Origin of the sequence: Massilia aquatica, assembly GCF_011682045.1 — a bacterium.
Lineage (GTDB): Bacteria > Pseudomonadota > Gammaproteobacteria > Burkholderiales > Burkholderiaceae_D > Telluria_A > Telluria_A aquatica.
In genome coordinates, this window is record NZ_VVIW01000045.1 from 1 (window position 1) to 22,448 (window position 22,448).

Annotated in this window: 24 protein-coding genes; 10 read left to right on the forward strand and 14 right to left on the reverse strand. The window is 58.0% G+C overall.

Annotated elements, in window-relative coordinates; genetic code table 11:
* Nucleotides 1-171: 171 nt before the first annotated feature.
* From F1609_RS33060 to F1609_RS33115, 12 genes are all read right to left on the reverse strand, one after another.
* Complete coding sequence (locus F1609_RS33060; protein ID WP_167082037.1) at nt 172-345, reverse strand: hypothetical protein; 174 nt, start codon at nt 343-345, stop codon at nt 172-174.
* A 179-nt stretch (nt 346-524) separates the two neighbouring features.
* Complete coding sequence (locus F1609_RS33065) at nt 525-908, reverse strand: hypothetical protein (RefSeq protein ID WP_167082039.1); 384 nt, start codon at nt 906-908, stop codon at nt 525-527.
* Nucleotides 909-919: 11 nt separating this feature from the next.
* Nucleotides 920-2,317 carry an McrC family protein gene (locus tag F1609_RS33070; RefSeq protein ID WP_167082041.1) on the reverse strand — a complete coding sequence of 466 codons (1,398 nt, stop codon included), beginning with the start codon at nt 2,315-2,317 and terminating at the stop codon, nt 920-922.
* Nucleotides 2,301-4,490, reverse strand: a complete 2,190-nt coding sequence (locus tag F1609_RS33075) for an McrB family protein (protein WP_167082042.1) — start codon at nt 4,488-4,490, stop codon at nt 2,301-2,303. Before F1609_RS33075 ends, F1609_RS33070 begins: the two co-directional genes overlap by 17 nt.
* A gap of 165 nt (nt 4,491-4,655) precedes the next feature.
* Entirely contained in the window at nt 4,656-5,861 is a 1,206-nt protein-coding gene (locus F1609_RS33080) for a hypothetical protein (RefSeq protein ID WP_167082045.1), read from the reverse strand.
* Between the two features lie 158 nt (nt 5,862-6,019).
* Entirely contained in the window at nt 6,020-6,481 is a 462-nt protein-coding gene (locus F1609_RS33085; protein WP_167082047.1) for a bile acid:sodium symporter, read from the reverse strand.
* 116 nt (nt 6,482-6,597) lie between these two features.
* Nucleotides 6,598-6,921 carry a hypothetical protein gene (locus F1609_RS33090; protein WP_167082048.1) on the reverse strand — a complete coding sequence of 108 codons (324 nt, stop codon included), beginning with the start codon at nt 6,919-6,921 and terminating at the stop codon, nt 6,598-6,600.
* A complete protein-coding gene (locus F1609_RS33095; protein ID WP_167082050.1) occupies nt 6,908-7,357 on the reverse strand; it encodes a DUF6896 domain-containing protein in 450 nt (149 codons plus the stop codon). Before F1609_RS33095 ends, F1609_RS33090 begins: the two co-directional genes overlap by 14 nt.
* A gap of 171 nt (nt 7,358-7,528) precedes the next feature.
* Nucleotides 7,529-8,845, reverse strand: coding sequence for a carbohydrate-binding protein (locus F1609_RS33100; protein ID WP_196785520.1), 1,317 nt, complete (start codon nt 8,843-8,845; stop codon nt 7,529-7,531).
* A 305-nt stretch (nt 8,846-9,150) separates the two neighbouring features.
* Nucleotides 9,151-9,843, reverse strand: a complete 693-nt coding sequence (locus tag F1609_RS33105) for an RES family NAD+ phosphorylase (RefSeq protein WP_167082052.1) — start codon at nt 9,841-9,843, stop codon at nt 9,151-9,153.
* The gene (locus tag F1609_RS33110) at nt 9,836-10,516 is read right to left on the reverse strand and encodes a hypothetical protein (RefSeq protein WP_167082054.1); all 681 of its coding nucleotides are present in this window, start codon (nt 10,514-10,516) and stop codon (nt 9,836-9,838) included. The genes F1609_RS33105 and F1609_RS33110 overlap by 8 nt, the downstream gene beginning before the upstream one ends.
* A 230-nt stretch (nt 10,517-10,746) precedes the next feature.
* Complete coding sequence (locus F1609_RS33115) at nt 10,747-12,210, reverse strand: DUF6892 domain-containing protein (RefSeq protein WP_167082056.1); 1,464 nt, start codon at nt 12,208-12,210, stop codon at nt 10,747-10,749.
* Between the two features lie 241 nt (nt 12,211-12,451).
* On the opposite strand from F1609_RS33115, the gene F1609_RS33120 reads away from it, so the two are divergent.
* From F1609_RS33120 to F1609_RS33150, 7 genes are all read left to right on the forward strand, one after another.
* Nucleotides 12,452-12,988 carry a dihydrofolate reductase family protein gene (locus F1609_RS33120; RefSeq protein ID WP_167082058.1) on the forward strand — a complete coding sequence of 179 codons (537 nt, stop codon included), beginning with the start codon at nt 12,452-12,454 and terminating at the stop codon, nt 12,986-12,988.
* Entirely contained in the window at nt 12,985-13,542 is a 558-nt protein-coding gene (locus F1609_RS33125; protein WP_167082060.1) for a TetR/AcrR family transcriptional regulator, read from the forward strand. The genes F1609_RS33120 and F1609_RS33125 overlap by 4 nt, the downstream gene beginning before the upstream one ends.
* A 127-nt stretch (nt 13,543-13,669) precedes the next feature.
* Complete coding sequence (locus tag F1609_RS33130; protein ID WP_167082062.1) at nt 13,670-14,167, forward strand: nuclear transport factor 2 family protein; 498 nt, start codon at nt 13,670-13,672, stop codon at nt 14,165-14,167.
* A 25-nt stretch (nt 14,168-14,192) separates the two neighbouring features.
* Nucleotides 14,193-15,227 (forward strand): sensor histidine kinase, encoded by a 1,035-nt coding sequence (locus F1609_RS33135; RefSeq protein WP_229422190.1) that lies wholly within the window; start codon nt 14,193-14,195, stop codon nt 15,225-15,227.
* The gene (locus tag F1609_RS33140) at nt 15,224-15,973 is read left to right on the forward strand and encodes a LytR/AlgR family response regulator transcription factor (protein ID WP_167082064.1); all 750 of its coding nucleotides are present in this window, start codon (nt 15,224-15,226) and stop codon (nt 15,971-15,973) included. Before F1609_RS33135 ends, F1609_RS33140 begins: the two co-directional genes overlap by 4 nt.
* Before the next feature lie 150 nt (nt 15,974-16,123).
* Entirely contained in the window at nt 16,124-17,215 is a 1,092-nt protein-coding gene (locus F1609_RS33145) for a S41 family peptidase (RefSeq protein WP_167082066.1), read from the forward strand.
* Nucleotides 17,216-17,399: 184 nt separating this feature from the next.
* The gene (locus F1609_RS33150) at nt 17,400-17,909 is read left to right on the forward strand and encodes a hypothetical protein (RefSeq protein WP_167082068.1); all 510 of its coding nucleotides are present in this window, start codon (nt 17,400-17,402) and stop codon (nt 17,907-17,909) included.
* Between the two features lie 162 nt (nt 17,910-18,071).
* Here F1609_RS33150 and F1609_RS33155 read toward each other — a convergent pair whose 3' ends face one another.
* Nucleotides 18,072-19,067, reverse strand: a complete 996-nt coding sequence (locus F1609_RS33155) for an AraC family transcriptional regulator (protein ID WP_167082070.1) — start codon at nt 19,065-19,067, stop codon at nt 18,072-18,074.
* Nucleotides 19,068-19,126: 59 nt separating this feature from the next.
* Between F1609_RS33155 and F1609_RS33160 the strand changes: the two genes are divergently transcribed.
* From F1609_RS33160 to F1609_RS35490, 3 genes are all read left to right on the forward strand, one after another.
* Nucleotides 19,127-20,377: an MFS transporter gene (locus F1609_RS33160; RefSeq protein WP_167082072.1), complete on the forward strand. Its 1,251-nt coding sequence runs from the start codon at nt 19,127-19,129 to the stop codon at nt 20,375-20,377.
* Between the two features lie 507 nt (nt 20,378-20,884).
* A complete protein-coding gene (locus F1609_RS33165; protein ID WP_167082074.1) occupies nt 20,885-21,328 on the forward strand; it encodes an antitoxin Xre/MbcA/ParS toxin-binding domain-containing protein in 444 nt (147 codons plus the stop codon).
* A 34-nt stretch (nt 21,329-21,362) separates the two neighbouring features.
* Nucleotides 21,363-21,962: a TniQ family protein gene (locus F1609_RS35490; protein ID WP_167082076.1), complete on the forward strand. Its 600-nt coding sequence runs from the start codon at nt 21,363-21,365 to the stop codon at nt 21,960-21,962.
* A 23-nt stretch (nt 21,963-21,985) separates the two neighbouring features.
* Here the strand turns inward: F1609_RS35490 and F1609_RS33175 are convergent.
* Nucleotides 21,986-22,448: integrase core domain-containing protein (locus F1609_RS33175; protein WP_229422192.1), on the reverse strand; the 463-nt coding region annotated here is incomplete at its 5' end.

Sequence of the window (22,448 nt, forward strand, 5' to 3'; positions counted from 1 at the left end):
GTCTTGCAAAGCATGGGGAAGCAGCATTTGCTGATGCTGATCGTATGGAAGGTAGCTCGTCGTCATTTGACAAGTTTACCTCGTCACCATTCGGATTGCATCAGTTTCTGCCGCGCAGACTCCTAGGGCTTGGAGTGCGCTCGAAGTCAAGCGCTGATAACTGCGATCCCGCTATTGAACGCCGTCCTTACCGCTCCGCATTGCGGCGCGAGCGCCAGTTTTCCGGATGGCCGGACCCAGATCGCGCAAAGGGTCGTTCAGGAGGCGGTCGATGTCTTCCAGGCTTGCGCGGTAGTCCAGGAACGGCAGGACGACGTTGAGGATGAAGCGCTTCAGATGCAGCATGGCACTGGCGGCGGTGTCCGAGTCCCAGGCCCGGAATACATGGGGCCCGTCGCAAAAAACCGCCGTCTCGAACTCGAGCGAGACCGGATGCCGGGTCTACTTCAGCGACCGGGCTTTCCCAGATGTGAATGAGGTAGCTCATGCGGATTCGCGGATTCGCGGATTCGGCCCGTGCAAGGTTATATGAGATAGGTGCTGCAGCGTTGCAGAATGAGGTCATCCAGATCCATTTTGATGGACCAGTTGTCCCCGCGCTGGGTCAACATCGCGATACCGTTTTCCTCGATCCGGTTTACCGGGGCAAAATCGGCATGCCACCAGTTTTCCATGTGTAGATAGCGCCCGCCATGGCCTGACAACTGGAGAACAATGACATTGTAATCTTCTCCCCATGTGCCCCACTTGGCAGTCTCGATGGCAGGTTTTTGCTGGGTATGAATATTCAAGGCCATTTGCCCTTTTACCGAAAAACTCAACTGCCCCAGCAGCACATCTCCTTCCAGGCCTTGCGGAAACAGATTACTGAGGAACAAGTTGGTGGTGATGAAGTCGAAGATATTCATAACGTTTGCATTTAATCGTACTGTTGCATTACTTCCAGGCTGGCGCCGGGATGGTCAGCCGGCCGAGCACTTATATGCGGTTCAAAATGCGCAGCGAACGGCGCATCCGCAGGGACGGCAAGTGTCCTGCTTTGCAAGCAGAACGGCAGCACCCAGAGCCGCAGGCCCTCGGTTTTGGGAAAGCTGAAAACAGGCAGTCCTGTGTCGAAGAGATCGGTGAGCGGGTAGATGAGGATCACATCCCCCTTGCTGTCAAGGTAGGACTGTCCATATGCCAGCAGTTGATAAAAATCCACCTGGGCCAGGCCATACTTGTGCGTTGCGCCGGTCTTGTTGCGGTCCAGCAGCTTCCACTTGGTATCCAATACCAGCAAATCGGTCATGGATTCGCGCACCAACAGGTCGGGCTTGAGGCGAAACCAGTCTTGCGCGCCATGCCGTACCAGGTGATGCGAGCGCGCCTGCGTCTTGAGGAAATTCGGCTTGCGCAGCTGGCGCGACAGGTGTTTGGCGACAAACGCTTCAAACAGTCGCTCCATCGGGAACAGCAGCGAGGGCGCGCGATGACTGCCGCTGCCCGAAACCGGCGACAGCTCGTTGAGGATCAATTCGGCCCAGGCCAGCGCATCGGCGTAATTGCTCATGCCCCTGGTCAGACGCACGCGGCGAAAATCGAGCTGGATCTGCGTGCTTTGAGGGACCTCGGCAAAGATGAAGCTCAGTTCGCGCGCCAGGCGCTGGTTTTCCTGCGACACCAGCAAGGGCAGGATCTTGCGCAAGGCCGTATGCAGCAGCCGATTCTCGGGACGGTTGCTGGAAAACTCGTCGTGCTCAGTGAAGAATCTGTCAGCGCGGGTCAGGTTGTGGCGCAACTGCTGGCTGATCAGGATTTTTCCGCGCAGGGCTTGCAGATTATCCTGCCTGGTCGAATAGTCGCTGCGCAAGCCGCGCTTGACGATCTGCTCCACCGACAGCAGAAATTCCGCCATGAAGACTTCCAGCAGCGGCATCCTGGCGGCAGCCAGTTTCGCGCGCCCGGTCTGGATATGCCGGAAGCCGTTCAGGCAGCACAGCATGTCGATGAGCAGCTGGCGCGCCCCGGCGGCGCCGCCCTCATTGGCCCGTCCCGTCTTCGGCAGCACTTCGATCTGATAGCCGCCCGGACTGCGCATGACGCCGACATAGTTCATCACCTGGACCGCCCTGCGGCCGCCGCGCTGAATCAGTTTGAGCCAGGGCGTTTCATCCTGTTCGGCGGTGCGCAGGCAGGCACTTTCCAGCCATGCGAATACCTCCGCAGGCACGCTGGGGCCGGCGCCTCCGCTGCCTTGCGCGAACAGCACATCGTATTCGAACACTTCCAGCTGAGCGCCGCTGGCGCCGCCCGGCCGGCTACTTTGCGGGCGCATAAATGCCAATATAAGCATCGGGGTTTAAAAACGCCTGCTCATTCAGTGAAAAGCGCTTCCTGGTGTTAAACGACTCCAGGCCATGATTGGCGCCAAACAGATTGACGAGTTCAGTTTCCGGGTCGTCTTCGGCAATGATGAAGCAGGTGCTTTGATCCTGCCCGCTGGCTTTCTGGTTATCGCCCAGGACCAAGCGGATCTTTTGCCAGTCTTCGAAAAAATACTCTTCGAGGAGAGGAATGATCTTGTTGCGGAAGATCTCCTCGAGCAGCTCGAGCCGCCGCATGCCGTCCGGCGCGCCACGCAGCGCGGTCAGGTAGGCATGCCCGATTGTATGGTCGCGATCGTACAGCGATTCGATCCGCTGGTTCATGCGCGTGAGCAGGGCTGGAATATCGATCGACCTGGTATCGAGCGTGACACGCAAGCCGTTCAGCGGGGCGTTCTTCTCATCGTCGCGGCTGTCGGGCATGCGCGCCACGAAATCGAAACGCCGGCGTAAGGCCGTATCGACCAAAGCCAGCGATCGGTCGGCCGTATTCATGGTGCCGATAATATCCACGTTGGGCGGGATCGAAAACGCCTCTCCCGAGTAAGGCAGCGTGAGGCTGATGGCATGCGCCGCGCCTTCGCGTTTATCGAGTTCGATGAGCGTGATCAGTTCGCCAAAAATCTTGCTGACGTTTCCTCGATTGATTTCATCGATAACCATGGCGAAATGCTGCCCCGGAAAGCGGCGCGCCTCGGCGCACAGTTCCTTGAACACGCCAGCGCGGATCTCGTAGCGAATCTGCCCCGCGCTTTGGGCGTCGAGCACTGGCCGCAAACCCTCGACAAATTCTTCATAGCCGTAGGATTGATGAAAAGTGACGAAGCGGTATCGCTTTGCGGGACCCGCAGCCGCATCCGCATCGGCCGGATTCGCGCTCTGGTAATCCTGCTTGAGCAATTGGTCGAGCTGGTAGGTTTTGCCTGTGCCCGGCGGGCCGTAGTAGATGCGATTGAAAGTACGCCGGCCCGAGGCGGGCACGGATGACGGGTCCGGTTCTTCTTCCGCTTGCTTCTGTTCGTCGTCGTCCGCTTCATCCTCGATGTCGATGTCATCGACCGGCTTCGGATTCGCCTCCACCGTTTCAAGAGGCTCGCCTGCCAGCGCTGCCAGTTCCGCCAGGCTGATTCCGAAGTAAGGCTGGAGCAGGGTTTGATTGAACAGGGCCAGGTCAGGGCGGCCCACATGCGAAAACGTCGAGTTGTAGCGGGGCGACCAGCCCTTGTTACTCTCCGTGTAGGGATCGGTGCGCTGGGCCAGTTTCAACACGCGAAAGCTGCGCTGCAGCCAGCCTGGGCCCTTGGAACAAGGCAATGCCGGCGAGGTAAACTGGCCGACGAGTTGCGGGCTATTGCTATTACACAGGTAAAACAGGGTGCCATTGGGGACCTCGACGAATTTCTTTCCCTGGCTTTTTCCCGTTTCCCCATGCATCACCGCCAGGGCGCTTTCCCGGTATTGCTTCTGTTCTTCCTTGGTAAAGCTCCCATCGCCGTGCGACAGCTTCCACACCACGAGATTCTGGCGGCTCCATGTTTCCCACATCTCCTGCCCATATTCGAGGATGCCGGATTCGGGAGGCTTGTTGGCGATAACCATGCGCTGCAGGGATGCCATGTCGGCGTTGAGCGAAGCGCTGTCTCCCACCAGTGCCCTGAGCGGGGCGCGGGTGAAAATATTCACGAACTTGGGCGCTTGCCGGTTTTGATAGTGAAAGGCTATTTTCCATCGGTAGACGCTGCCAAAGATATCCAGTGCGCCGATCGCCTCCCGATCGCCCTCGGCAGCCAGGCGGGCGATCCGCACAATCCCTTGCCGTACTTGTAAAAACGCCTGTTCCGCAGTGTCGCCGAGCGCCGTATACCAGGCGTGTTCGGCGGAATAGCGCAATGTCGCGTCACTGGGTTTTTCGTCTGTAACCTTGCGCGAGTAGATGCCGAATTTGAAGGATGAGCCGCCCCAGATGCTTCCCATCTTGTCCAGCCGCGCTTCCATCCAATACGTGAATGTGTCTTTCGAGCCGGCTTTGGTGTATTCATCGAGCGTCATCGTGGCGAGACGGGACTCCGGCCAGACCGCGAGGAACTCATCCCACAGATCGTATTGCTTTTTCAGGTCGCTCATTATTTCCTTTGAATGTGGCGCGCCAGCTGCGGCCGACGGTGATGTGCGCACTGTGCCAGACCGGCAGGGCGCATGTAATGTCAGATGACATAAGTGCTGCAGCGTTGAAGAATCAGGCCATCCGCATCGAGCTTGATGGACCAGTTGTCATGCACGTATCTTCCCTTAAGGCGGATCATTTTCCGGGGCGGCCGGTGAAACCCGGTGAGACAGTGGCGCTTTCGCCTTGCGCGCCAATTCTTCGTCATGGGCAAAGCGGTCGCGATGTGCTTGCTCGCCAGGAGAAATCCCGAGAAACGGGATGACGTACAGCGTGAGCTCCTGGCCATCCGGACTGGGAACCCCGGCGACGGTATTGGCCATGGCGATCAGTTGTTCAGTCCAGGTGATGCCGATGGTCCCGGTATCGCCCGGACGAAGCGACAGCAGCCTGTGATGGCGCGATCGCTTCATTTCGATCACGGTCACGATGTGCTTTTCCGAGTTGATCGAAATGACATAGTCGAAGAGGGCGCTGTCGAATTGGGCAGTGACCTCGTCAGCCTCAGCCGTCACGCTTGTGCCGGGGTCGTCCTTGCCGACCGTGATGATCTTGACGACATCCGTCTGATTGCTGATCAGGCAGGCGAAGCGAGGACGCACGCTTACCCCGCACATGATTGCTTCTGCCGCCTTCACGTCGGCCCGGTGCACCGCATACAAGGCGTCACGCTGCCATTGCGCCCCATCCGGCGTCACCCATGCGCCAAGAAAAGCGCCGCCGATACCTTGCTCGACCAGATTGTCGTGCACGCCGTAGCTCTGTACGAGTGCAATCATTGGTGTGAAAAGACGTTCTGCGTTACCGCCATCGCTGGCATTATTAAACGGCATTCCAGCCAGTTTTTCCGCCATGTGTGCCGTCCAACCCATCTGGGCCGCAGGCACGCTGCCAATCTGGACCAGTTTATCGACGTAAGATACGCCGCGTGGAGCGGTGTCGATGCGCAGCAATACGGGCTTCTTACCCTCATATCCGCCAATCAAAACCGTGGTATCGCTTTGGCTGGCCGCTATTTTTTTGAGGGCGGCTGTCGCGGCGTCGCGCAACGATTTTCCCGCAGCATACTCGATTTGAAACTGATCCATCAGCCTGCGTCCCAGCCCGACGTCGCCGGCAAATCCGACGATAAAATCCGAGCCGACGCGCAGTTTGAGCCCTTCTTCCGCAACGTAGGAAAAACGTTTGCTTTTTGTTTTTCCCTGTAGCTCGCCGAACGTCGTGTGAGTTATTTCCGGATGTTGGTACAGGTCCGGTTGCGCTGCGCTGAGCAGGCTGTCTGCGATGATCGCGACGCCATGCCTGGTACGCCAGCCGAGGCAATAAGTCATGCGTCCATCCCCATTATTTGTACTGGCACACTGTGGCGAATTTTTTGCATACCGGCAATGTATCATGTCCAGCGGCGGGCGAGTATGCCAGGGAGCGTCGGGGATATGGGCGCGCTGAGATCGCCAGCCAGGAAAAGCGGCGGCAGAACAATCCCGACCTATCTTGCTGGCCAACGTCGCAAAAGCGGCTTGAGTAATATCCCCACCACGCCCGTTCCCAGCAACGCGATGAAAGCAACCACCAGCAGGTTGCCCACGAGGTCCATTGCGCTCGAACGCGTGCCCGACTCGCTCAGGTACATCGCCAGGATAGCCGCGAACATCAGCACGTACACAATCGCGCAGGCTTTCTTGAAACCGCGCTCTATGGCATCGTTGCGCAGCCTGCGCTCCGTGAGGTGGGGCGCGTCTTTCTCGATAATGGCCCATTTAGCCGCCGTCATCGGGTTGGCGCTGGCAGGGGAAGTGCGATCGTTCTCTGCCCTGATGCGCCGCTGGTTGTCGCGATCGTCATTATTGTTTTGCCAGAGCACACGATCGTAATCGTTGATTGGCGCTTCGGGCATATTGTCGCTGTTGGTGGTGCCGCCAGCCAGGCCGTCATGCAAATAGTCGCTCATCGTCGCGACTCCCTGGAAATGACCTTGATCGTCACCGCAAACCGCGTTCCTGGCAATGATTTTATTGTGCGGCCTGATTATGCAATTGGCCAGGCTGTCAGGCTTCCAAGCCTGGATTACAGCGGCAATGTTCGCTCTTCAAGCTCGCCGCTCTTGTACAAATCCCGCAGGACCGCGTCAATGATGGCCGAACTCAGTTCGCTGACGACGATCATGTGCAGCGCTCCTAAATGGACTCGCGCGGAACTACCCACAACGATATCCCCGACATCATTGAGAAGCTGGGGCGTTGCGAAAAACAGCCAGCGTGGTCCGCTCGGAAAAGCGATAGTCACTTCCACCGACGTCGTGAGTGGCGGCTCGAATGGATCGTCAATCGTGTATGGATGCATGTTTTCCTGATTCAAGGGGTCGTTATTGCTGGTTTTATCGAGGTTCAATGGGAGTGCCGCATCGGGCATCAGCCAGCGAGCGCTGCGCGCCCGCCACATAGTAAAGAATGTAACCGGATGAGACCAGGGAGCCTGAGTTCACTTCCGCCTCGAAGCATTTTTTAACCTCTTCATTGGTCGCGAATCCATAGGTCGCCAACGCGGGCCCGGCAAATTTGACGAGTCTCCAGAGGTCAAATCCATCTGTTTCCCCTCTTTCCCCAAAGTCAAAATCAATCGAACCGGTTGGCAGATTCACGTGACATCCAAAGCCATGTTTGAAGTAGGCGATACCGCCTTCCAGCTCGCCCCGGCCTGGAATGTCTGTATTAATCCAATCGCTGGAAGTTGCCGGTAGCGGTATTCCCGACCTCTGCATGATCTCCACTGCGGCCCGCACACTGGCTTGGTAATTTGAGATTAAGTTTTTCAGGTTTTTATTCATAAGAACGACTGATTACCAGTAACACAGGAGTGTCGCTGGTGGCTGGTGCGTTGCGAAGGGGCGACGACATTGTCGCCGCCTTGCAGAATATCAGGAAGAAATGACGGCCGCTTGTTGCGGCGCCGTGAGCGTGAACAGCTGGAGAGAAAGTGCTTTCTCCCCAGCCCAGGATTACCTGCGATAGACGCGAACGTAGTCAACCTGCATCCGGTTCGGGAATGCGGTCGATCCATCCGGGCTGCCAGGCCAGTTGCCGCCGACGGCCAGGTTGAACAGGAGGAAGTACGGCGCATGGAATTCCGACGTGCCGTTGATGCCGCCGGCGATATTGACTTCGTGGAACTTGTTACCGTCCACATACCAGCGGATCACCGAGGCATCCCACTCCACGGCATACACGTGGTACTGCGCAAAGTCCAGGTTGCCCGATGGACCGCCATAGTTGGCATACGCATTGTTGTTATCCCTCCAGTGGATGGTGCCATGGGTGACCGCTTCGGAATTGACGTGCTCCATGATGTCGATTTCACCGCTTGCGGGCCAGCCGGCACTGGTGATGGAATTACCCAGCATCCAGAAAGCCGGCCACGTGCCTTTGCCGGTCGGGATTTTCATGCGCGCTTCCATGCGGCCATACTGCCAGCTGGCCTTGTTCTGGGTGGTAATGCGGCCCGAGGTGTACTGCTTGCCCGCATAGGCTTCCTTGCGCGCCTCGATGACCAGTTCGCCGCCGGTGACACGGATGTTCTCCGGACGCGCGGTGTAGTACTGCAACTCGTTGTTGCCGCCGCCATCGCCGTTGACTTCGATGTTCCACTTCGAGGTGTCCAGCGAGCTGCCGTTGAACTCGTCGGCCCAGGCCAGCGTCCAGCCGCCGGGTGGCGGCGGCGTGCCGCCGCAGCTCGCGCCGGCGATGCTGATCCAGTTCAGGTTGAAGCCCGCACTGCTGATGAAGGTGCCGACGTTGTACGTTCCGGCATTGACGTTCACCGTGCGCTGCACCGTGGTCCAGTTCTGCCAGCCGCCGGTTGCGGGAACCGAGGTGGTGCCGAGCGGGATTGCGCCTCCATTCAGGTCGGCCGAGATCACGCCGCCGGCGGAAGGGGCGGCAACACGGTAGGCAATGGTGTACGCGCCGCTGGTGGGGAAGGTGACGTTGTTGTGCGCCAGCCATTCGCCGTTGGCAGTCCAGGCGACGTTATAGCCGCCGCCGGCGTCGGTGGTCGCTTCGATATCGACGTTGTCGGTGCGGTGCTGGTTGCCGGTATTGCCGGCAGTGGTGTCAAAGGCGTTGGCATAGTCTTCAGCCTGGAGCGTGCAGGTTGCGGCGACGTTGGCGCTGGAACCGCCCTGCGTCGCTGTCTGCGCCAGCATGACGGGGGCTTTGCCGCCATCGATGCTCTTGCTGCCTGTGTTATCGCCACAACCGGCAAGGGCGCCGGCAGTCAATGCTGATGCCAGCAAGACGTTGATCGTCTTCATCTTCATGGTGAAAGTCTCCGAAGTTATAGTTGGGTTGACGTGGGGGGACAAGCACTTCCAGCCGGCATTGTCGACAACAAGGACGTTGATGGAAGCGTTTCCACACAGTCGAGTATTGAGCACATTTGGCGTATTGTCAAAACCCACACACGGCTGGCGGCAGTTTGGGGGCGGTTCTGTCGGGTTTACGCCAATGTTGCCGTTGTGTGCAGGGAAACGGCCCGAGGCGGGACAAATCGGTCACTTCGCGATGATGTGTCAAAAATTCCCATGAGCTGCAAGGCGACCTGCAGGAAAGCGCCAATCGGTGTCTAAGAACTTTTCCCAGGAACAATATCAACCCCGATCACTTCAGCCAGATCGAGCAGCGCCTCATAGGTGGCCGCATCGCCAGCGACGCTTTTCGATGTGCCGACATGCTGTAGAGCCCGAACGGCGATCCTGTCGCTAAAGAGGACGTAAGCGGTGGCCTGGTCATCTTGCCGGGAGGTCCAGCAAATACCCTGCAGATCAGGGCATTGGGCGTGTATTGCTTGCGCCACGGTACGGGTGAACGGGTACCGATCCTTTTCTGTGTCGATCAGGGATTGACGCGTAATGCCAAGCTTATGCAGCGCTTTGGTACCTAGATCGGCAAGCACCAGTAGCGCTGTCGTCTCGACGATGGAGTGGACCTGTCCTGCCAATTTGGCTTTGTCATAGGCTTTGAGACCAGCGGCGTAAGGAACGTCATGGAACACCGATTCCATTGCTGCGCACTCGAATGTCGCACCCGCATAAATGGTTGGGATGGCGTTGCCCTTGGCGTCGTTGATCGGACTGAAGCGGGCATTGCCGAACCCCGGATTGAACTGGACGGCTCCGTACGTATCCTGATGAATTCTGTGCAGGGTCGTCTTGACGGCCAGGGAAGCTCTGGTGACGTTCGCAGCATCAAGCTGAAAGGTCGACGGATCGAACAGCGCGACCGGCGCCGGCACGGCCTTGCCCTTGGCCTCAGGCATGCGCTATGCCCATCGCCTCGTCCGCCGCGGCGGCAAGGACCGCATCGGGGTTTTTCACAAGCACATCCATTGGCCGTTGGCCGCCGAGGAAGCTGTTCACGGACTGGAACCAGTATGCCAGGCCCCATCCGTCCTTAGCGTCCCCGAACCGTGCCAGCACCTGCCTGAGTGCGCGATGGGGCCGATATTCATTGGCCGCATCAAGGGCGTAGCCTGGGTAGTAATCCAGCGCATTGCGGCGAATGGCAAAAATGGCGCCATCGCGCTTCCACTTGTGCAGCTGCGCACTAGGATTTTTTTCGCTCAGGCCGGCAATCGACGCCACCTGGGCAGCGGTGAGCCAGTCAGCGCCATTTAACACCGCTTCCTTGGCCCGCAACATCATCCGCGCTTCCTTGAGAAGCGCGGGAGATGGCATGTCCTTGGGTAGCAGGGTCTCCACCAGGCTGGACAGGGTTTCGTTGCTGCGGGTCGTCAAGGTGTTCTGCGTCAGGCGGATAATCCGGCTGATGACTTGCTCGATGGCCTTGGCTTCGTCTTCGCTGGCCCCGTCCAACACGAAGGCGACAACCTGGTCACCCTTGACCTTGCCCAATTGATCGCGCACTTCTTTCAGACCTCCTGCAAAAGTGGGAATCGGTGCTGAAATTGGTTCAAATTCAATGGTGGTCATGGCGACCTCCTGATGAGGTGATTTCGGATATAGGTAGAATAGCATAACCAGAATCACCTACCAAGCTAAGTTCCTCGCTTGCCGCAAGGGCTTAAGCTGGATCAACAGTTCGACGATCAAGCGCTCATGACCGTGCTTAAGTCGCTTTCCGCAACAGCTGGTGATGTTACTCCCTGAACAACAAAATCAAGATCGCCCAGATTTGCCGGGAGAATGCATGAGCCGCCCCCTCAGTCAACGTCAATCCCCCTTTGGCCCAAGGTCGTTGCATGCCGCTCGACAAATCCATCGGGCATGTACGACATGCGTTTCAGATTCGGCAGCAATCCGATATCTCTTACGGAGGCAACATCGAAGGTGTCGCCTTCGCCATCCCAGTAGGGGAACACCTGGGAATAGATCTCATCGCTTGCGTCGAACGACAGTTCTTCAACCTGCGCCAAGAGATGGGGAGGAATGACAAGCGCTTCAAAATACTGCTGCACTTCGGGGATGACGTCATAGCCTTCCTCCTTGATCATGATTTCGCGGACCGTGTATTTCCTGACGAACTCTTCAACGTCGAATCGCGGCAGCAGTGTCTCCTGGTCATACATGAGCTTCTGAATAACAAGCAGCTTGAAATTCAGGTCCTCGAATTGCGGCGCGGCCGCCAGCTGGGGCGCCACCGGCCTGGCGTCGCCAAGTGCGTTGTACAGCGTCCGCAGGGCGTCGATATGGGTGCCGGAGTGGCCGCTGTCGATGATCATGCACGCCAGTCGCCTGACTTTCGCCGATTTTTCCAGCAGCAAGTGCCTGTCTTCGTCGTTGCTCAAACGGAAGAAAAATGCATCCCGGGTAAACGTATCGAGCTGCTCGCTGGTCCATCTCGCGCAAGACACGGCGAGCCTTGCCGTGATCTTGTCGAGCTCCTCGTAGACGAAACTGGCGCCATCGTTATCCAGCAGTTCCCACATCGTGCTATGGAACATACCCGACATGCGTTCCTCTACGCTGAGGTCGAAGTACAGTTCGATGAGCTCGCAGATGAGGTTCGCGCGCTGCGGATGCCCGCTTAACAGGCACAGGGTGAGGTTATTGCCGATCTGTGGATTGGCGCGCACCAATAACGGCAGCATGTGGCCGGCATCTGCCCGCAAGTCGTCGCCCTCGACGAGACCAGCGTGATAGAAATACATGTCAAGCAGCATGCCGATCGCATCCCCGCCCACTCCCGTGTGATCTTGTACAGGCACCTTGAACAAGGTCTGCGTCGCGTAGGGAACAAGGTTCCGGATCAGGGAAAGGAGTCTTGGCGATTGCTGGCGCAAGCCATGAAGCAGGTGCGCATTCGTTCCCGGGCAACGCAGATGGTTGGCGTGAAACGCGTATAGCAACTGATAGGCGGCCTGTGCTTCGCCCTCATGCCTCCAGTCCGTTTGCACCAGCCAGTCGGTAACGTAAAGGTAGAGCTGGTCAGCGGCAGTATCCGACTGCTCGGCGAACGCCATCCACGTCCGGTTGACCGCCTTGAGGACATGGCTGTACTTTTCGTGCGTCGGCGTCAGTTCGCGGACCAGGGTCATGGTTTCAATGACGAGTGCCCAGCCGTCCTGGGCGGAAACACTCTTGATATTGGTGGTGAAACTTTCCAACTCGCGGATCAGTCTCTTGCTGCGGGTTTGCAGCGCGTACAGGAGGTCTTTACTCAGCATTTTTTTGGCCCCATCAGACGACGTAGGTCATACATCTTTGATTGCAGATCACATTCGCAGCGCGCACCGGTTCCGGGAAGTCGGAGCGCGTCGTCGTAGTCTACCGGACGCATTGCGTCATGGGACATTTCAAGGTACCTGCGGAAGGTGTGGGTGTGCCCGAACGGGCGCGCGGTCCAGGTAGTTGCAGAGTATTAAGAAACCTGTAAAATATACGGCGTATATTAAACGGGAGAGCGTCGTGACCAGCGGACATGTTTTCATTGCTACAAGCCTCGACGGATTTATTGCGCGTGCCGACGGTGAGATTGACTGGCTTATCGGGCGTAGTGGAACAGCAGAAGACCACGGGTATGCTGCCTTTATCGAAGACAAGGAAACGATTGTGATGGGTCGAGGCACCTATGAAAAGACACTGTCCTTTGATACCTGGCCCTACGATCTTCCAGTTCTGGTCCTGTCAAAACAGCTGGCGGATACGCCGATACCGCAATCGCTGCAAGGAAAGGTTCGGTTCACGAGCGCGACTCCTCTAGAAATCGTCGCGGATCTGGCGGCTCAAAACGTGAAAAAGATATATGTCGACGGTGGACAAGTCGTGCAGTCGTTTCTGCGCGACGGTTTGATTGAGGACATGGTCATTACAACCGTGCCGGTGTTGATCGGCACTGGCAAATCGTTGTTTGGCGCGTTACAGCATGACGTAGGACTGGAACTGGTGTCCAGCCGCAGCTTTCCGTCCGGACTGGTGCAATCGACATACCGGGTATCCCGATGACCCGGGCACGCGGCCGGCCCCTGCAGGGTACAGGGGTGTCGCGGGATCACATCGTTAACGCCGCGCTGCAATTATTAAGCCAAGGTGGTGGAAAAACCTTAACAATGCGGTCGATCGCCACGCAGTTGAATGTCAGTCCGATGGGTCTATATAATCATTTTAGTGATCGTGCCGAACTGTTGGTGGCGTTAGCGGAGCGGGTTTACAGCGACGTACTGGACGCCGGTTCTGCTTCGACAAATCCTCTCGCCGAAGTGCAAGCGCTGTTGACGCGATACCACGATGCAGTCAGCCGATATCCCCAGCTCACTCTGGAGATATTTGCCGAACCTAAAGCATTTTCTGGCGTGGTCCGGCTGATTACCGATCGCTTATCCGCACTGCTCGCCGCACTTACGCCAGAGCACGTTCTGTGGCGGGATATACTGATCGATCACGCTCATGGTAGTGGCTTGGCCCTCATTTCCGTTCGAGACAATCCGGAGCAAACCATCTTGCTGAGGGATCAGTATCGGACGGCGTTAGACCGTTTGTCAGGATGTTTGCAGGGGTAGGATTTTAGGTGCCAATTGCCTCAAGTCCGAACCGGCTGGTCGCAGGGCATGCACGGCTCGGCGCATTTGGCTGGACCGCCATCCGGCCAGCGGCTAAGGTGACAGCTTTCCTTCCTCGGAACTTTCCATGCGCCATTTACTTTCCCTCATCCTTCTCGCATTGTGTCTGGCCGGCCCGGCACACGCTACCGATCAAGCTGCTGGCGGCGCCCGTGCGGCCGACGTTGCGGCAATCCAAAAAGTGGTCGATCAATTCAAAGCCGCCATCATCGCCCGTGACGGCAAGACGCTCGCCAAGCTGTTCCTGCAGGACCACGACAGTTGGTTGTCGGTTGCCGACGAGGCGAAATGGGCGAAGGTCAAGGCGCGCAATCCGCAGGCGCCCAAGGTCTTTCCGTCGAGCTGGAAGAAGTTCGCCGAATTCATCCAGGATGCGAAAATGCCCGTCGAGGAGCGCTTCTACAACGTGCGCATCGATACCAATGGCGCCGTCGCCTCGGTCTGGTTCGATTTCGACTTCCTGGATGACGGCAAGGTGACCAATCGCGGCAGCGAGAGCTGGCAGATGGTGCGCGCGGAAGACGGCTGGAAGATCAGCTCGATGCTGTATTCGATGGGTGACTGAAACGATTGACTAACAGGACCCCGACTTGAAGATCGAAACGCCCCTGCTCGTTCCCGTGCTCGCCGCACTGCCGGTGTGCGCCTGCATGGTCATCCTCGGCCTGCCCTCGTTCGGTCACGGAGATATTGTTGCCTTTCGTACGCTGTTCTTCGTCAGCTGCCTGGCGTGGCTGCCTCCGCTGACGCTGCTGCAGCGGGCCATGTGGCGCCGCGAATGGTCTTGGCTGCGGATGGCGTTGACGCTGCTGGCATCAAGCTACGCAATGTCCATCCTGAACGCCGTGCTGGGGCAGCGCCTTGCGATCTCGCTCGGGCTGGAAACGGGCTACCGCTGGGCCGATCTGACGCGCGGCCTGGACGGCTGCTGGCTGGCGCTGATTTCGTTCTGCGCGGCCCATGCGGTGGCGGCCTATTACCTGTCGCTGCAACAGGTGCGCTTGCATCTGGCCCAGGCGCAAAGCGCGGCGCGCGACGCCGAGCTGCGCGCGCTGCGCCTGCAGGTCAATCCGCACTTTCTGTTCAACTCCCTGAACGCGATTTCCGCGCTGGTGTCGGCCGAGTGCAACCGTGAAGCCAACCGCATGCTCGCGTGCGTGTCCGACTTCCTGCGCGCCACCCTCGCACACGACGGCCGCCACGAGCATGCACTTGCCGATGAATTGGCCCTGCTCGATGCCTACCTCGCCATTGAAAAGGCGCGTCTCGGCGAGCGCCTGCGCCTGACGATGAAGGCCGGCCCCGACCTGCTGGGGGCAATCGTGCCCTACCTCATGCTGCAGCCGCTGGCCGAGAATGCGATCCGCCACGGCATCGCACCGCTGTCCGCTCCAGGGCGGCTCGACATTCTTGTCGAGCGCTCCGGTGCGCGCCTGCTCATCGACGTGCGGAACGACGGCCAGCAGCGGGCGCAGGCGGAGGGCGGCATCGGCCTGGCCAACGTCAGGGAACGCCTGCGCCACCTGTACGGCGAGGATCAAGAGGTGCACGCAGGCTGGAATACGGATGGCCGCTTCCACGTACGCATCGCCATGCCGCTGCGCAGCATGGAGGCGGCGGCATGAACATCCGGGTCGTGATCGTCGACGACGAGCCGCTGGCCAGGCTGGCGGTCAAGGCCAGGCTGGCGCGGCGCGACGGCTTCACGCTGGTCGGCGAATTCGGTGACGGCGCCAGCGCTTACGACGGTATTGTGGCGCTCAAGCCGGACCTGGTGTTCATGGATGTTGAAATGCCGGGCAAGTCCGGCCTCGACGTGCTGGCCGCACTGGCGCCGGCGCAGCGGCCGATGGCGATCCTGCTCACGGCCTACGACGGCTTCGCCCTGCAAGCGTTCGAACTGGCCGCCCTTGATTACCTGCTCAAGCCGGTCGATGACGAACGCTTCGACGAAGCCCTTGACCGTGCCCGGCAGGCTTTTCCCTACCGCGGCCAGGGCCGTGCCGCAGCACCGGCATCAGCGGCGGTGCGCAGCTTCAGCGTGCGGACAGGATCGCGCACGGTGCTGGTGCCGGTTGCCGAGGTCGAACGCATCGAGGCCGACGGCGACTACGCCACCTTGCATGCGAACGGCAAGACCTGGCTGGTGCGCGAACGCCTGCACACCCTGGCCATGCAGCTCGATCCGCGCCAGTTCCACCGCGTGCACCGCTCGTCCATCGTGCGGCTGGACATGATCGCCGAGCTGTGCGCGCTGACCAACCGCGACGCCCTGCTGCGCCTGCGCGACGGCAGCGTGCTGCGCGCCAGCCGCTCTTACATGCCGGCGCTGGCCGAGGCACTGCAACACCGCAACAAGAAAACGCAATGACGCAGCGCTGGCAGGGGCGGGACTTGCTTGCAAAGGTAGTTTCCCAAGGGCGTGAGCAGTCCCTGGGGGCGCCGATGCGATGGCGCTCCCAGGGCACACCACGCGCCTTCTTATACGATCAATCGGTGAGTAGTCCAACAGGAGACAGGTATGGCATACAAGAAGAAGTTTGTCGCAGGCGTGGTGCTGGGGTTCGTGTTGTCGGTTCCCACCCTGGCGGCGCAGGATGCTCCCTTGAATGCGTCCGAACGCACTGTGGTCCTCAAGACACTGGCTGAGAGTATGAAAGCGAAGTACATCGAGCCGGCGGCCGCCGAACGGGTAGCCCGTGCGCTCGCCAGGAAAAATGCCGAAGGAGGCTATGCGTCCGCCACCAGTGCCCTGGCCTTCAGCGAGGCGCTGGCGCAGGACCTGCGCGACTTCAGCGGCGACTTGCATTTCGGCGCCAAGCTGGAGGAACCTGCGCGCAAGCGCAGCGACGGCGACGCCTCCGCGCGCAGCGAGGTGGACGCAGCGCGCGGGCAGGTCGAGCGGGCGGCCTTTCAAATACCGAAGCTCGAACGGCTTCCGGGCAACGTCGGCTACATCGAGCTGCGCGGTTTCGAGGACTCGGAATCTGTCGCCCATGCTTACACGGCGGCGATGTCGCTGATGGCGGGGTCGGATGCGCTGATCCTCGACCTGCGCCGCAACGGCGGCGGCAACCCGGTCAGCGTGGCTTACCTGATGAGTCACTTTTTGCCGCGCGGCGACGTACGGCACCTGAACGATTTCTACGATCGCCGGACCGACACGACATGGCAGTCCTGGACCGTGTCGACGATCGCCCAGCGCTACGACAAACCCGTGTACGTGCTGACCTCGGCCCGCACCTTTTCCGCCGGGGAGGAGTGCGCGTATGCCTTCCAGACCCTCAAACGCGGGACACTGGTCGGCGAAACCACCGGCGGCGGCGCCAATCCGGTCGGCTGGTACGGCGTCGGGAACGGCATCGTGGTGGCGATCCCGCACGGGCGCGTGACCAATCCCATCACCAAGACCAGCTGGGATCACGTCGGCGTGAAACCGGATATCGCTGCGCCCGCGGCGGAGGCGCTGCAAACGGCGCATGTCGCCATTTTGCGCAAGCTGGTGGCAGCGGCGAAGGAGGATAGCGAGCGCACGAAACTGCAGCGCGTGCTGGCGATGGTGGAGAAGGGGGAAACGGAGAAGCCGATTTATACGCTCAGGGGGGAGCGTTAAGCGAAGGCGCGTGCGGGCGACGGCCGTCGCCAGTATCCAACCGGCCTCGTGATGTCGACTCAAGGCTGACTGCAATTCGAACCTTGTCGGCGTTCTTGCAACATGAAGCAGTAAAATTAAAACATCTCCTACCTTTTTAGGAAATTTACGAGCGACCGCATGAAATGCTGCATCGCGGATTTTCATGTGGATTCGTCGTTTTGCGATCAATCATACTTTGCCTCTGATGAAATACCTTCTTGCTTTAGTTCTAAGTATCCTCCCACTTTGCCAAGCTCATGCTTGCGACAGGGATCTGACCGGAGTCTGGAAATCGGACAACAGCAAGTCGATGGCATATATACGGGAGAACGCACATATCCAGGCAAAGACGGACGCCTTCCTGGATGCACTGCTAGGCAAGATGACACTCACGTTTACGGGCAGCGAGTTACACGTCGTCATGCCGGATACACGAGTTCCAGTCTCGGGCAAGCTGCGTCCGTTTGCCGGTTTTGAAGAGAAGAAGCCCTACAAGGTGCTTTTCTGTAGCGCTGCCATGATCGTTTGGTCGGCAGCGCGGTCCTTCGGCAAGGAAGATGAGGCCACCACATTCAATTTCGAAACGCCGGATCTGGTCTGGATATATGGCGGCAGCAGTGTTCCTGGAACTCCCGACATACATACGCGCGAGTACTTCCGGCGCGTTCGCTGAGGTTACTTGCGCAAAGTCCGGTCGTGAGAGGCCGGTTTCGATTGAATCCGCAACCCAAAGCGGCCGTGCAAGCGCGTTCTTGGTGACATCTTCAATGGTCACGGTGGCTATGTTTGAAAAGCGGCGCGTCAAATATATCTATATTTCCCCAGGATGTTCTCCTCAAAGCACTTGCCTACTCGCACCCGGCGGCGTGCCAATGACGCGCTTAAAAGCACGACTGAACGCAGCTTGAGATGTATAGCCAAGGCGTTGGGCTACGACATCAATGGACACTTTTTCTTGAGTAAGTAATTGTCTGGCGAGACTCATCCGCAATTCCGTGGCATAGCGTAGGGGCGACACTCCGACGGTTGTTTCGAAGCGTCGTGCGAAGACAGAGCGAGAGACGTGACACTCCGCAGCCAACTGTGCAACTGTCCATTGACGACCAGGCTGGCGGTGTAGGGCCAATATGGCACCAGCAAGGCGCGGGTCACGCACTGCGGCAAGGAGACCAGAGGCGTTTTCACAACCGCATTCAATCCAGCCCCGCACAATCATTGCTGCCGCAACCTCTGCCAGGCGAGCCAGAATGCCCGCAAACCCAATCCGACCCGCGCAGATTTCACGCTTCATTGAATCAAGAACAGGCGGCAAACCAGGGTAGCCTTGCGCTTGCGTGTCAGCGACCATGATGGTTGGCATCAGCTTGGCGATCCCCTGCATTGCTCCGAGATCAAATTCCATGCAGCCGACAAAAATGACTGCACTGGGCGTCACGTGCGTACTGGGACATGTATCTACTCCGCTGACGGATTCACCAAGGGGCGCGGCGTCGAATTTTTCGATGTCCTGAAATGCAATAGCCGCATCCGATAGAAACTGATGTCTCCTACCGTGCGGCATGAACGTCGCGCTACCCGTGGACAGCTTGTGCAACTCACCATCATCCGTACGTATCATGGCAGTGCCAACAGCCAAGAAGTAGAAGTATGCGTGGCCTGGCTTGTTTTCAAAGCCGATGCCGAAAGTGGGACCTGTCTGAATGCGCCGGTACTGGACTCCACGCAGGCGCATGCCTGTCAATAGTTCACTAACGAGACTAGATGATAGGGAAAGTTGATTTTGCTTGCTCATGTTAGGCGTTTCGATCAAAAAATCAGTACTCTTCATCATAGATCATCTCGGCCATCGCCTCTAGACTTTCGACTCTGATAGTTTTAGGGGTCTTAGAGATGAACAACGAAGTTTTTGCTACCGAGCAAACTGCCAACGCGAACGATTCGTCTGTCCTGGAGCCATCGACAGCAGCGTGGATGGCGGTGTTTTCCCTGGCAATGGGGGTTTTTGGCTTACTGACCGCGGAGTACTTGCCAGCCAGTTTGTTGACCCCGATGGCCTCCGATCTGGGCGTATCGGAGGCACTAGCTGGTCAGGCAGTGACGGTGACCGCCGTCGTGGCCATGTTCGCGGGGCTGTTGGTGCCAGGTTTGACCCGCAATGTTGACAAGCGTGTCGTCTTGCTGGCTTTTACGGTGCTGATGATCGTCTCCAACCTGCTCGTGGCGTTCTCTTCGAGCCTGACTGTATTGTTGGTGATGCGCATTCTCCTGGGTGTCGCCTTAGGCGGCTTTTGGAGCATGGCGGCGGCCGTGGCGATGCGACTAGTGCCAGCAAAGTTAGTGCCGCGAGCGCTATCCATCATATTCAGCGGCATTGCAGTCGGGACCGTCGTTTCAGTACCGCTAGGCAGCTACTTAGGGGGGCTATATGGCTGGCGCAGTGCATTCATAGCAGCCGCATCTGTCGGAGGGCTGACACTGATGTTCCAATTGTTCACGCTGCCCCGTATGGCACCGCGCACGATGATGCGCACCACATCGGTACTGGGATTGCTCGGTCGCCCGGGGATTGGGATCGGGATGATGGGCTGCGTACTTGCCCATACAGGGCAATATGCACTGTTCACCTATATTCGCCCCGCTCTTGAAAGCGTTGCCCATATTGATGTAAACGGTTTGTCTCTGATACTCCTGGGTTTTGGTGTCGCCAATTTCGTTGGAACGCTGCTGGCAGGTTGGCTAATGGAGCGTAGCCTGCGCGCTACACTAGTGCTCATGCCTGCGTTAGTGGGTTTGGCGGCATTCGGTATGATCTTATTGCCCGTCCAGGAAACAGGCCTGATGCTTCTGGTGGCTCTGTGGGGCTTGGCATTCGGCGGCGTACCTGTCGCCTGGTCCAATTGGGTAGCCCGTGCTGTCCCTGATCAAGCAGAGACAGCTGGTGGCATGGTCGTCGCAGCGGTGCAATCTTCAATCGCTGCCGGCGCTGCATTGGGTGGCATGATGTTTGGGTTTGGTGGTGTCACAGGTGTTTTCATTATTGCTGGCGTCGTAATGCTGTCCGCTGCTTTCGTTATCGCTTTCAGGGTTCGAGTCGACTTGCCGAAGCACGGGGCAAACGCTGCCCCAGTGCTGCACATTTGAAGATAATCTCCATCAAATCAAATGACCGCTGTTGGCCCAGGCTGTGTAAAAACGCGGAGCGGAACGAAAACGTCGGCGGCTCGGCCGGGCAAACGACCGCTACGGCGTTTTCGGAGGGTATGCAATGCTAAACCGACCAATGAAAACGCGCGGTTTGCGCAGTTTTACACAGCCTGGGCTGAAAGCGGAAGTTCCTGCGAGCATGTCCGCCTCGGCCTCTTGTGTCAAACATGATTGCTTTGTGTCCGGCTTTATCCTTCGTCCACAACCAAGCTAATGACTTGAAACAATAAAGTTGGTCGGAAGTCCGGAGATCAAGTCCTTGATTTTACAGACATCGACGTTCTCGGCAAAGTTGGTCGGAGTACTCCCTCTGTGACCATTGCGTTTGCATTGATTCGCAAAGTGCGTCGGTAGCAGATCAACGGCGTCATTTAGCGTAGGGAGACTGCCTTCCATTCCTGATCGGGTCGCGTATGATGCATGCAAAGGTGCGGAAGAAATTCCATGCTTGGTGCCGTACAGCTCGATTTGTTGGAGGATGTAATGGATAAGTATGTTCGCGCATATCTCACCGAGCCTTTGGAACGTGTCGGCGCCATTCGAGATGGCGTAGAACAGGCAGAACTCGTCGCGCTGGCCGCCGACCTCAACATTTCGGTACAGTCATTACGCAAGGCTCTTCGTGTAAAAGGAGGAGCATATCGCTGCAGCGCGGATGCTTCCGAACGCATACTCGGACTCATGGCACTTATCGGTCAAGTCGATACGATGGTCCATCGTCACAACCCTGATGCAAAGTTTGGCGCTGCCGCGTGGCTCGGAAATTGGCTGAACAATCCTGTCGGAGCGCTAGGGGGAATACGGCCCGCATCACTTCTCGATACGATGGCGGGCATGGCAATCTTATCCAATCTCCTTGCACTTTCTGGATCTGGCGCGTTCGCTTAGCAGTTCGCACTCAAAGGAAGGAGACAGAACCTCAATGCACACTGCGCGCCCACTTGCGGATGAACTTCTAGCTGGAGTTATAGGCCGTCTCTGCGTGATAAATGGCTGCACCGGAGAGTCAAATTTGATGACAGGACTGCGGCTTGCGCATGGGTTACCAAATTTCACTCCGACGCTGCATATCTTGGCCGAGCATTTTGGCAGCACGCCACATGAAATCGCCTTTGGTCACACCCTCCTGCCGATGCAGAGAGCTATTTCCGCTCACGTTGGTACCAAACGTGAAGAGAGCGTAGTTGCATCCCACGTCGCCAGCTCCAACATCTCCTTTCGCCCAAAGGTCGAGGCGCGCTCGTGCATCGAATGTACAAAAGCTGATGTCGATGCCGGCAAGCCCAGCTATTGGCGCCGCGTGCACAATATGCAAACGGTGGATTGGTGTCTCGATCATCAAGTGCCACTCGTGCGATTCCCACTTCCTGCCTTTGAATTACTCCCAGCGGACGCTATCAGAATTTATGATGCTGTGCCGTGCTTAGTTCCATCAACAATTGCGCCGGATTCCGTACTCGGCCGATATGCCGAACTTCTGAAACGCTGGCTAGACCGGAATCATGAGGTGTACTGTCAATAGCGGACACTCTTGTTTCAAGCCGCCTATCGCTGTTTGCTGAAATTTTCAGCGAACAATGCAGGCGGAACATTGCCAAGGCGCGAGTGGCGCCGCTGGCGGTTATAGAAGCTTTCGATATATTCCTGAATGGCCGCTTTAGCGTCGGCCCGTGTCGCATAGCGCTGATGGTGAACCAGCTCGTTTTTCAAGCTGCCCCAGAAGCTTTCCATCGGCGCATTGTCGTAGCAATTCCCCCTGCGCGACATGGAGGACTGCATACCGAATTGCTTCACCAGTTTTTGATAGTCGTGAGCGCAGTACTGGCTGCCACGGTCGGAGTGATGAATCAGCCCAGGCGCGGGACGCTTGTTGCGCACGGCCTGCTGTGGTCTAATTTGCTCGGACACCTCAATAGGTGGAAAATCCACCATCTGAGGAGTAATACATGGCAACAAGAAAGCGGAAGACATTCGATCCCAGCCTGAAGCTGGAAGTGGTTCGAATGAT

Coding starts and splice junctions, on each gene's coding strand:
- F1609_RS33065 (WP_167082039.1), bottom strand. CDS start 908: ATGAATATCTTCGACTTCATCACCACCAACTTGTTCCTCAGTAATCTG.
- F1609_RS33150 (WP_167082068.1), top strand. CDS start 17,400: ATGTGGATTCGTCGTTTTGCGATCAATCATACTTTGCCTCTGATGAAA.
- F1609_RS33070 (WP_167082041.1), bottom strand. CDS start 2,317: ATGCGCCCGCAAAGTAGCCGGCCGGGCGGCGCCAGCGGCGCTCAGCTG.
- F1609_RS33100 (WP_196785520.1), bottom strand. CDS start 8,845: ATGAAGATGAAGACGATCAACGTCTTGCTGGCATCAGCATTGACTGCC.
- F1609_RS33080 (WP_167082045.1), bottom strand. CDS start 5,861: ATGACTTATTGCCTCGGCTGGCGTACCAGGCATGGCGTCGCGATCATC.
- F1609_RS33155 (WP_167082070.1), bottom strand. CDS start 19,067: ATGATGAAGAGTACTGATTTTTTGATCGAAACGCCTAACATGAGCAAG.
- F1609_RS33060 (WP_167082037.1), bottom strand. CDS start 345: ATGCTGCATCTGAAGCGCTTCATCCTCAACGTCGTCCTGCCGTTCCTG.
- F1609_RS33145 (WP_167082066.1), top strand. CDS start 16,124: ATGGCATACAAGAAGAAGTTTGTCGCAGGCGTGGTGCTGGGGTTCGTG.
- F1609_RS33110 (WP_167082054.1), bottom strand. CDS start 10,516: ATGACCACCATTGAATTTGAACCAATTTCAGCACCGATTCCCACTTTT.
- F1609_RS33105 (WP_167082052.1), bottom strand. CDS start 9,843: ATGCCTGAGGCCAAGGGCAAGGCCGTGCCGGCGCCGGTCGCGCTGTTC.
- F1609_RS33125 (WP_167082060.1), top strand. CDS start 12,985: ATGACCCGGGCACGCGGCCGGCCCCTGCAGGGTACAGGGGTGTCGCGG.
- F1609_RS33160 (WP_167082072.1), top strand. CDS start 19,127: ATGAACAACGAAGTTTTTGCTACCGAGCAAACTGCCAACGCGAACGAT.
- F1609_RS33130 (WP_167082062.1), top strand. CDS start 13,670: ATGCGCCATTTACTTTCCCTCATCCTTCTCGCATTGTGTCTGGCCGGC.
- F1609_RS33115 (WP_167082056.1), bottom strand. CDS start 12,210: ATGCTGAGTAAAGACCTCCTGTACGCGCTGCAAACCCGCAGCAAGAGA.
- F1609_RS33140 (WP_167082064.1), top strand. CDS start 15,224: ATGAACATCCGGGTCGTGATCGTCGACGACGAGCCGCTGGCCAGGCTG.
- F1609_RS35490 (WP_167082076.1), top strand. CDS start 21,363: ATGCACACTGCGCGCCCACTTGCGGATGAACTTCTAGCTGGAGTTATA.
- F1609_RS33095 (WP_167082050.1), bottom strand. CDS start 7,357: ATGAATAAAAACCTGAAAAACTTAATCTCAAATTACCAAGCCAGTGTG.
- F1609_RS33075 (WP_167082042.1), bottom strand. CDS start 4,490: ATGAGCGACCTGAAAAAGCAATACGATCTGTGGGATGAGTTCCTCGCG.
- F1609_RS33085 (WP_167082047.1), bottom strand. CDS start 6,481: ATGAGCGACTATTTGCATGACGGCCTGGCTGGCGGCACCACCAACAGC.
- F1609_RS33165 (WP_167082074.1), top strand. CDS start 20,885: ATGCTTGGTGCCGTACAGCTCGATTTGTTGGAGGATGTAATGGATAAG.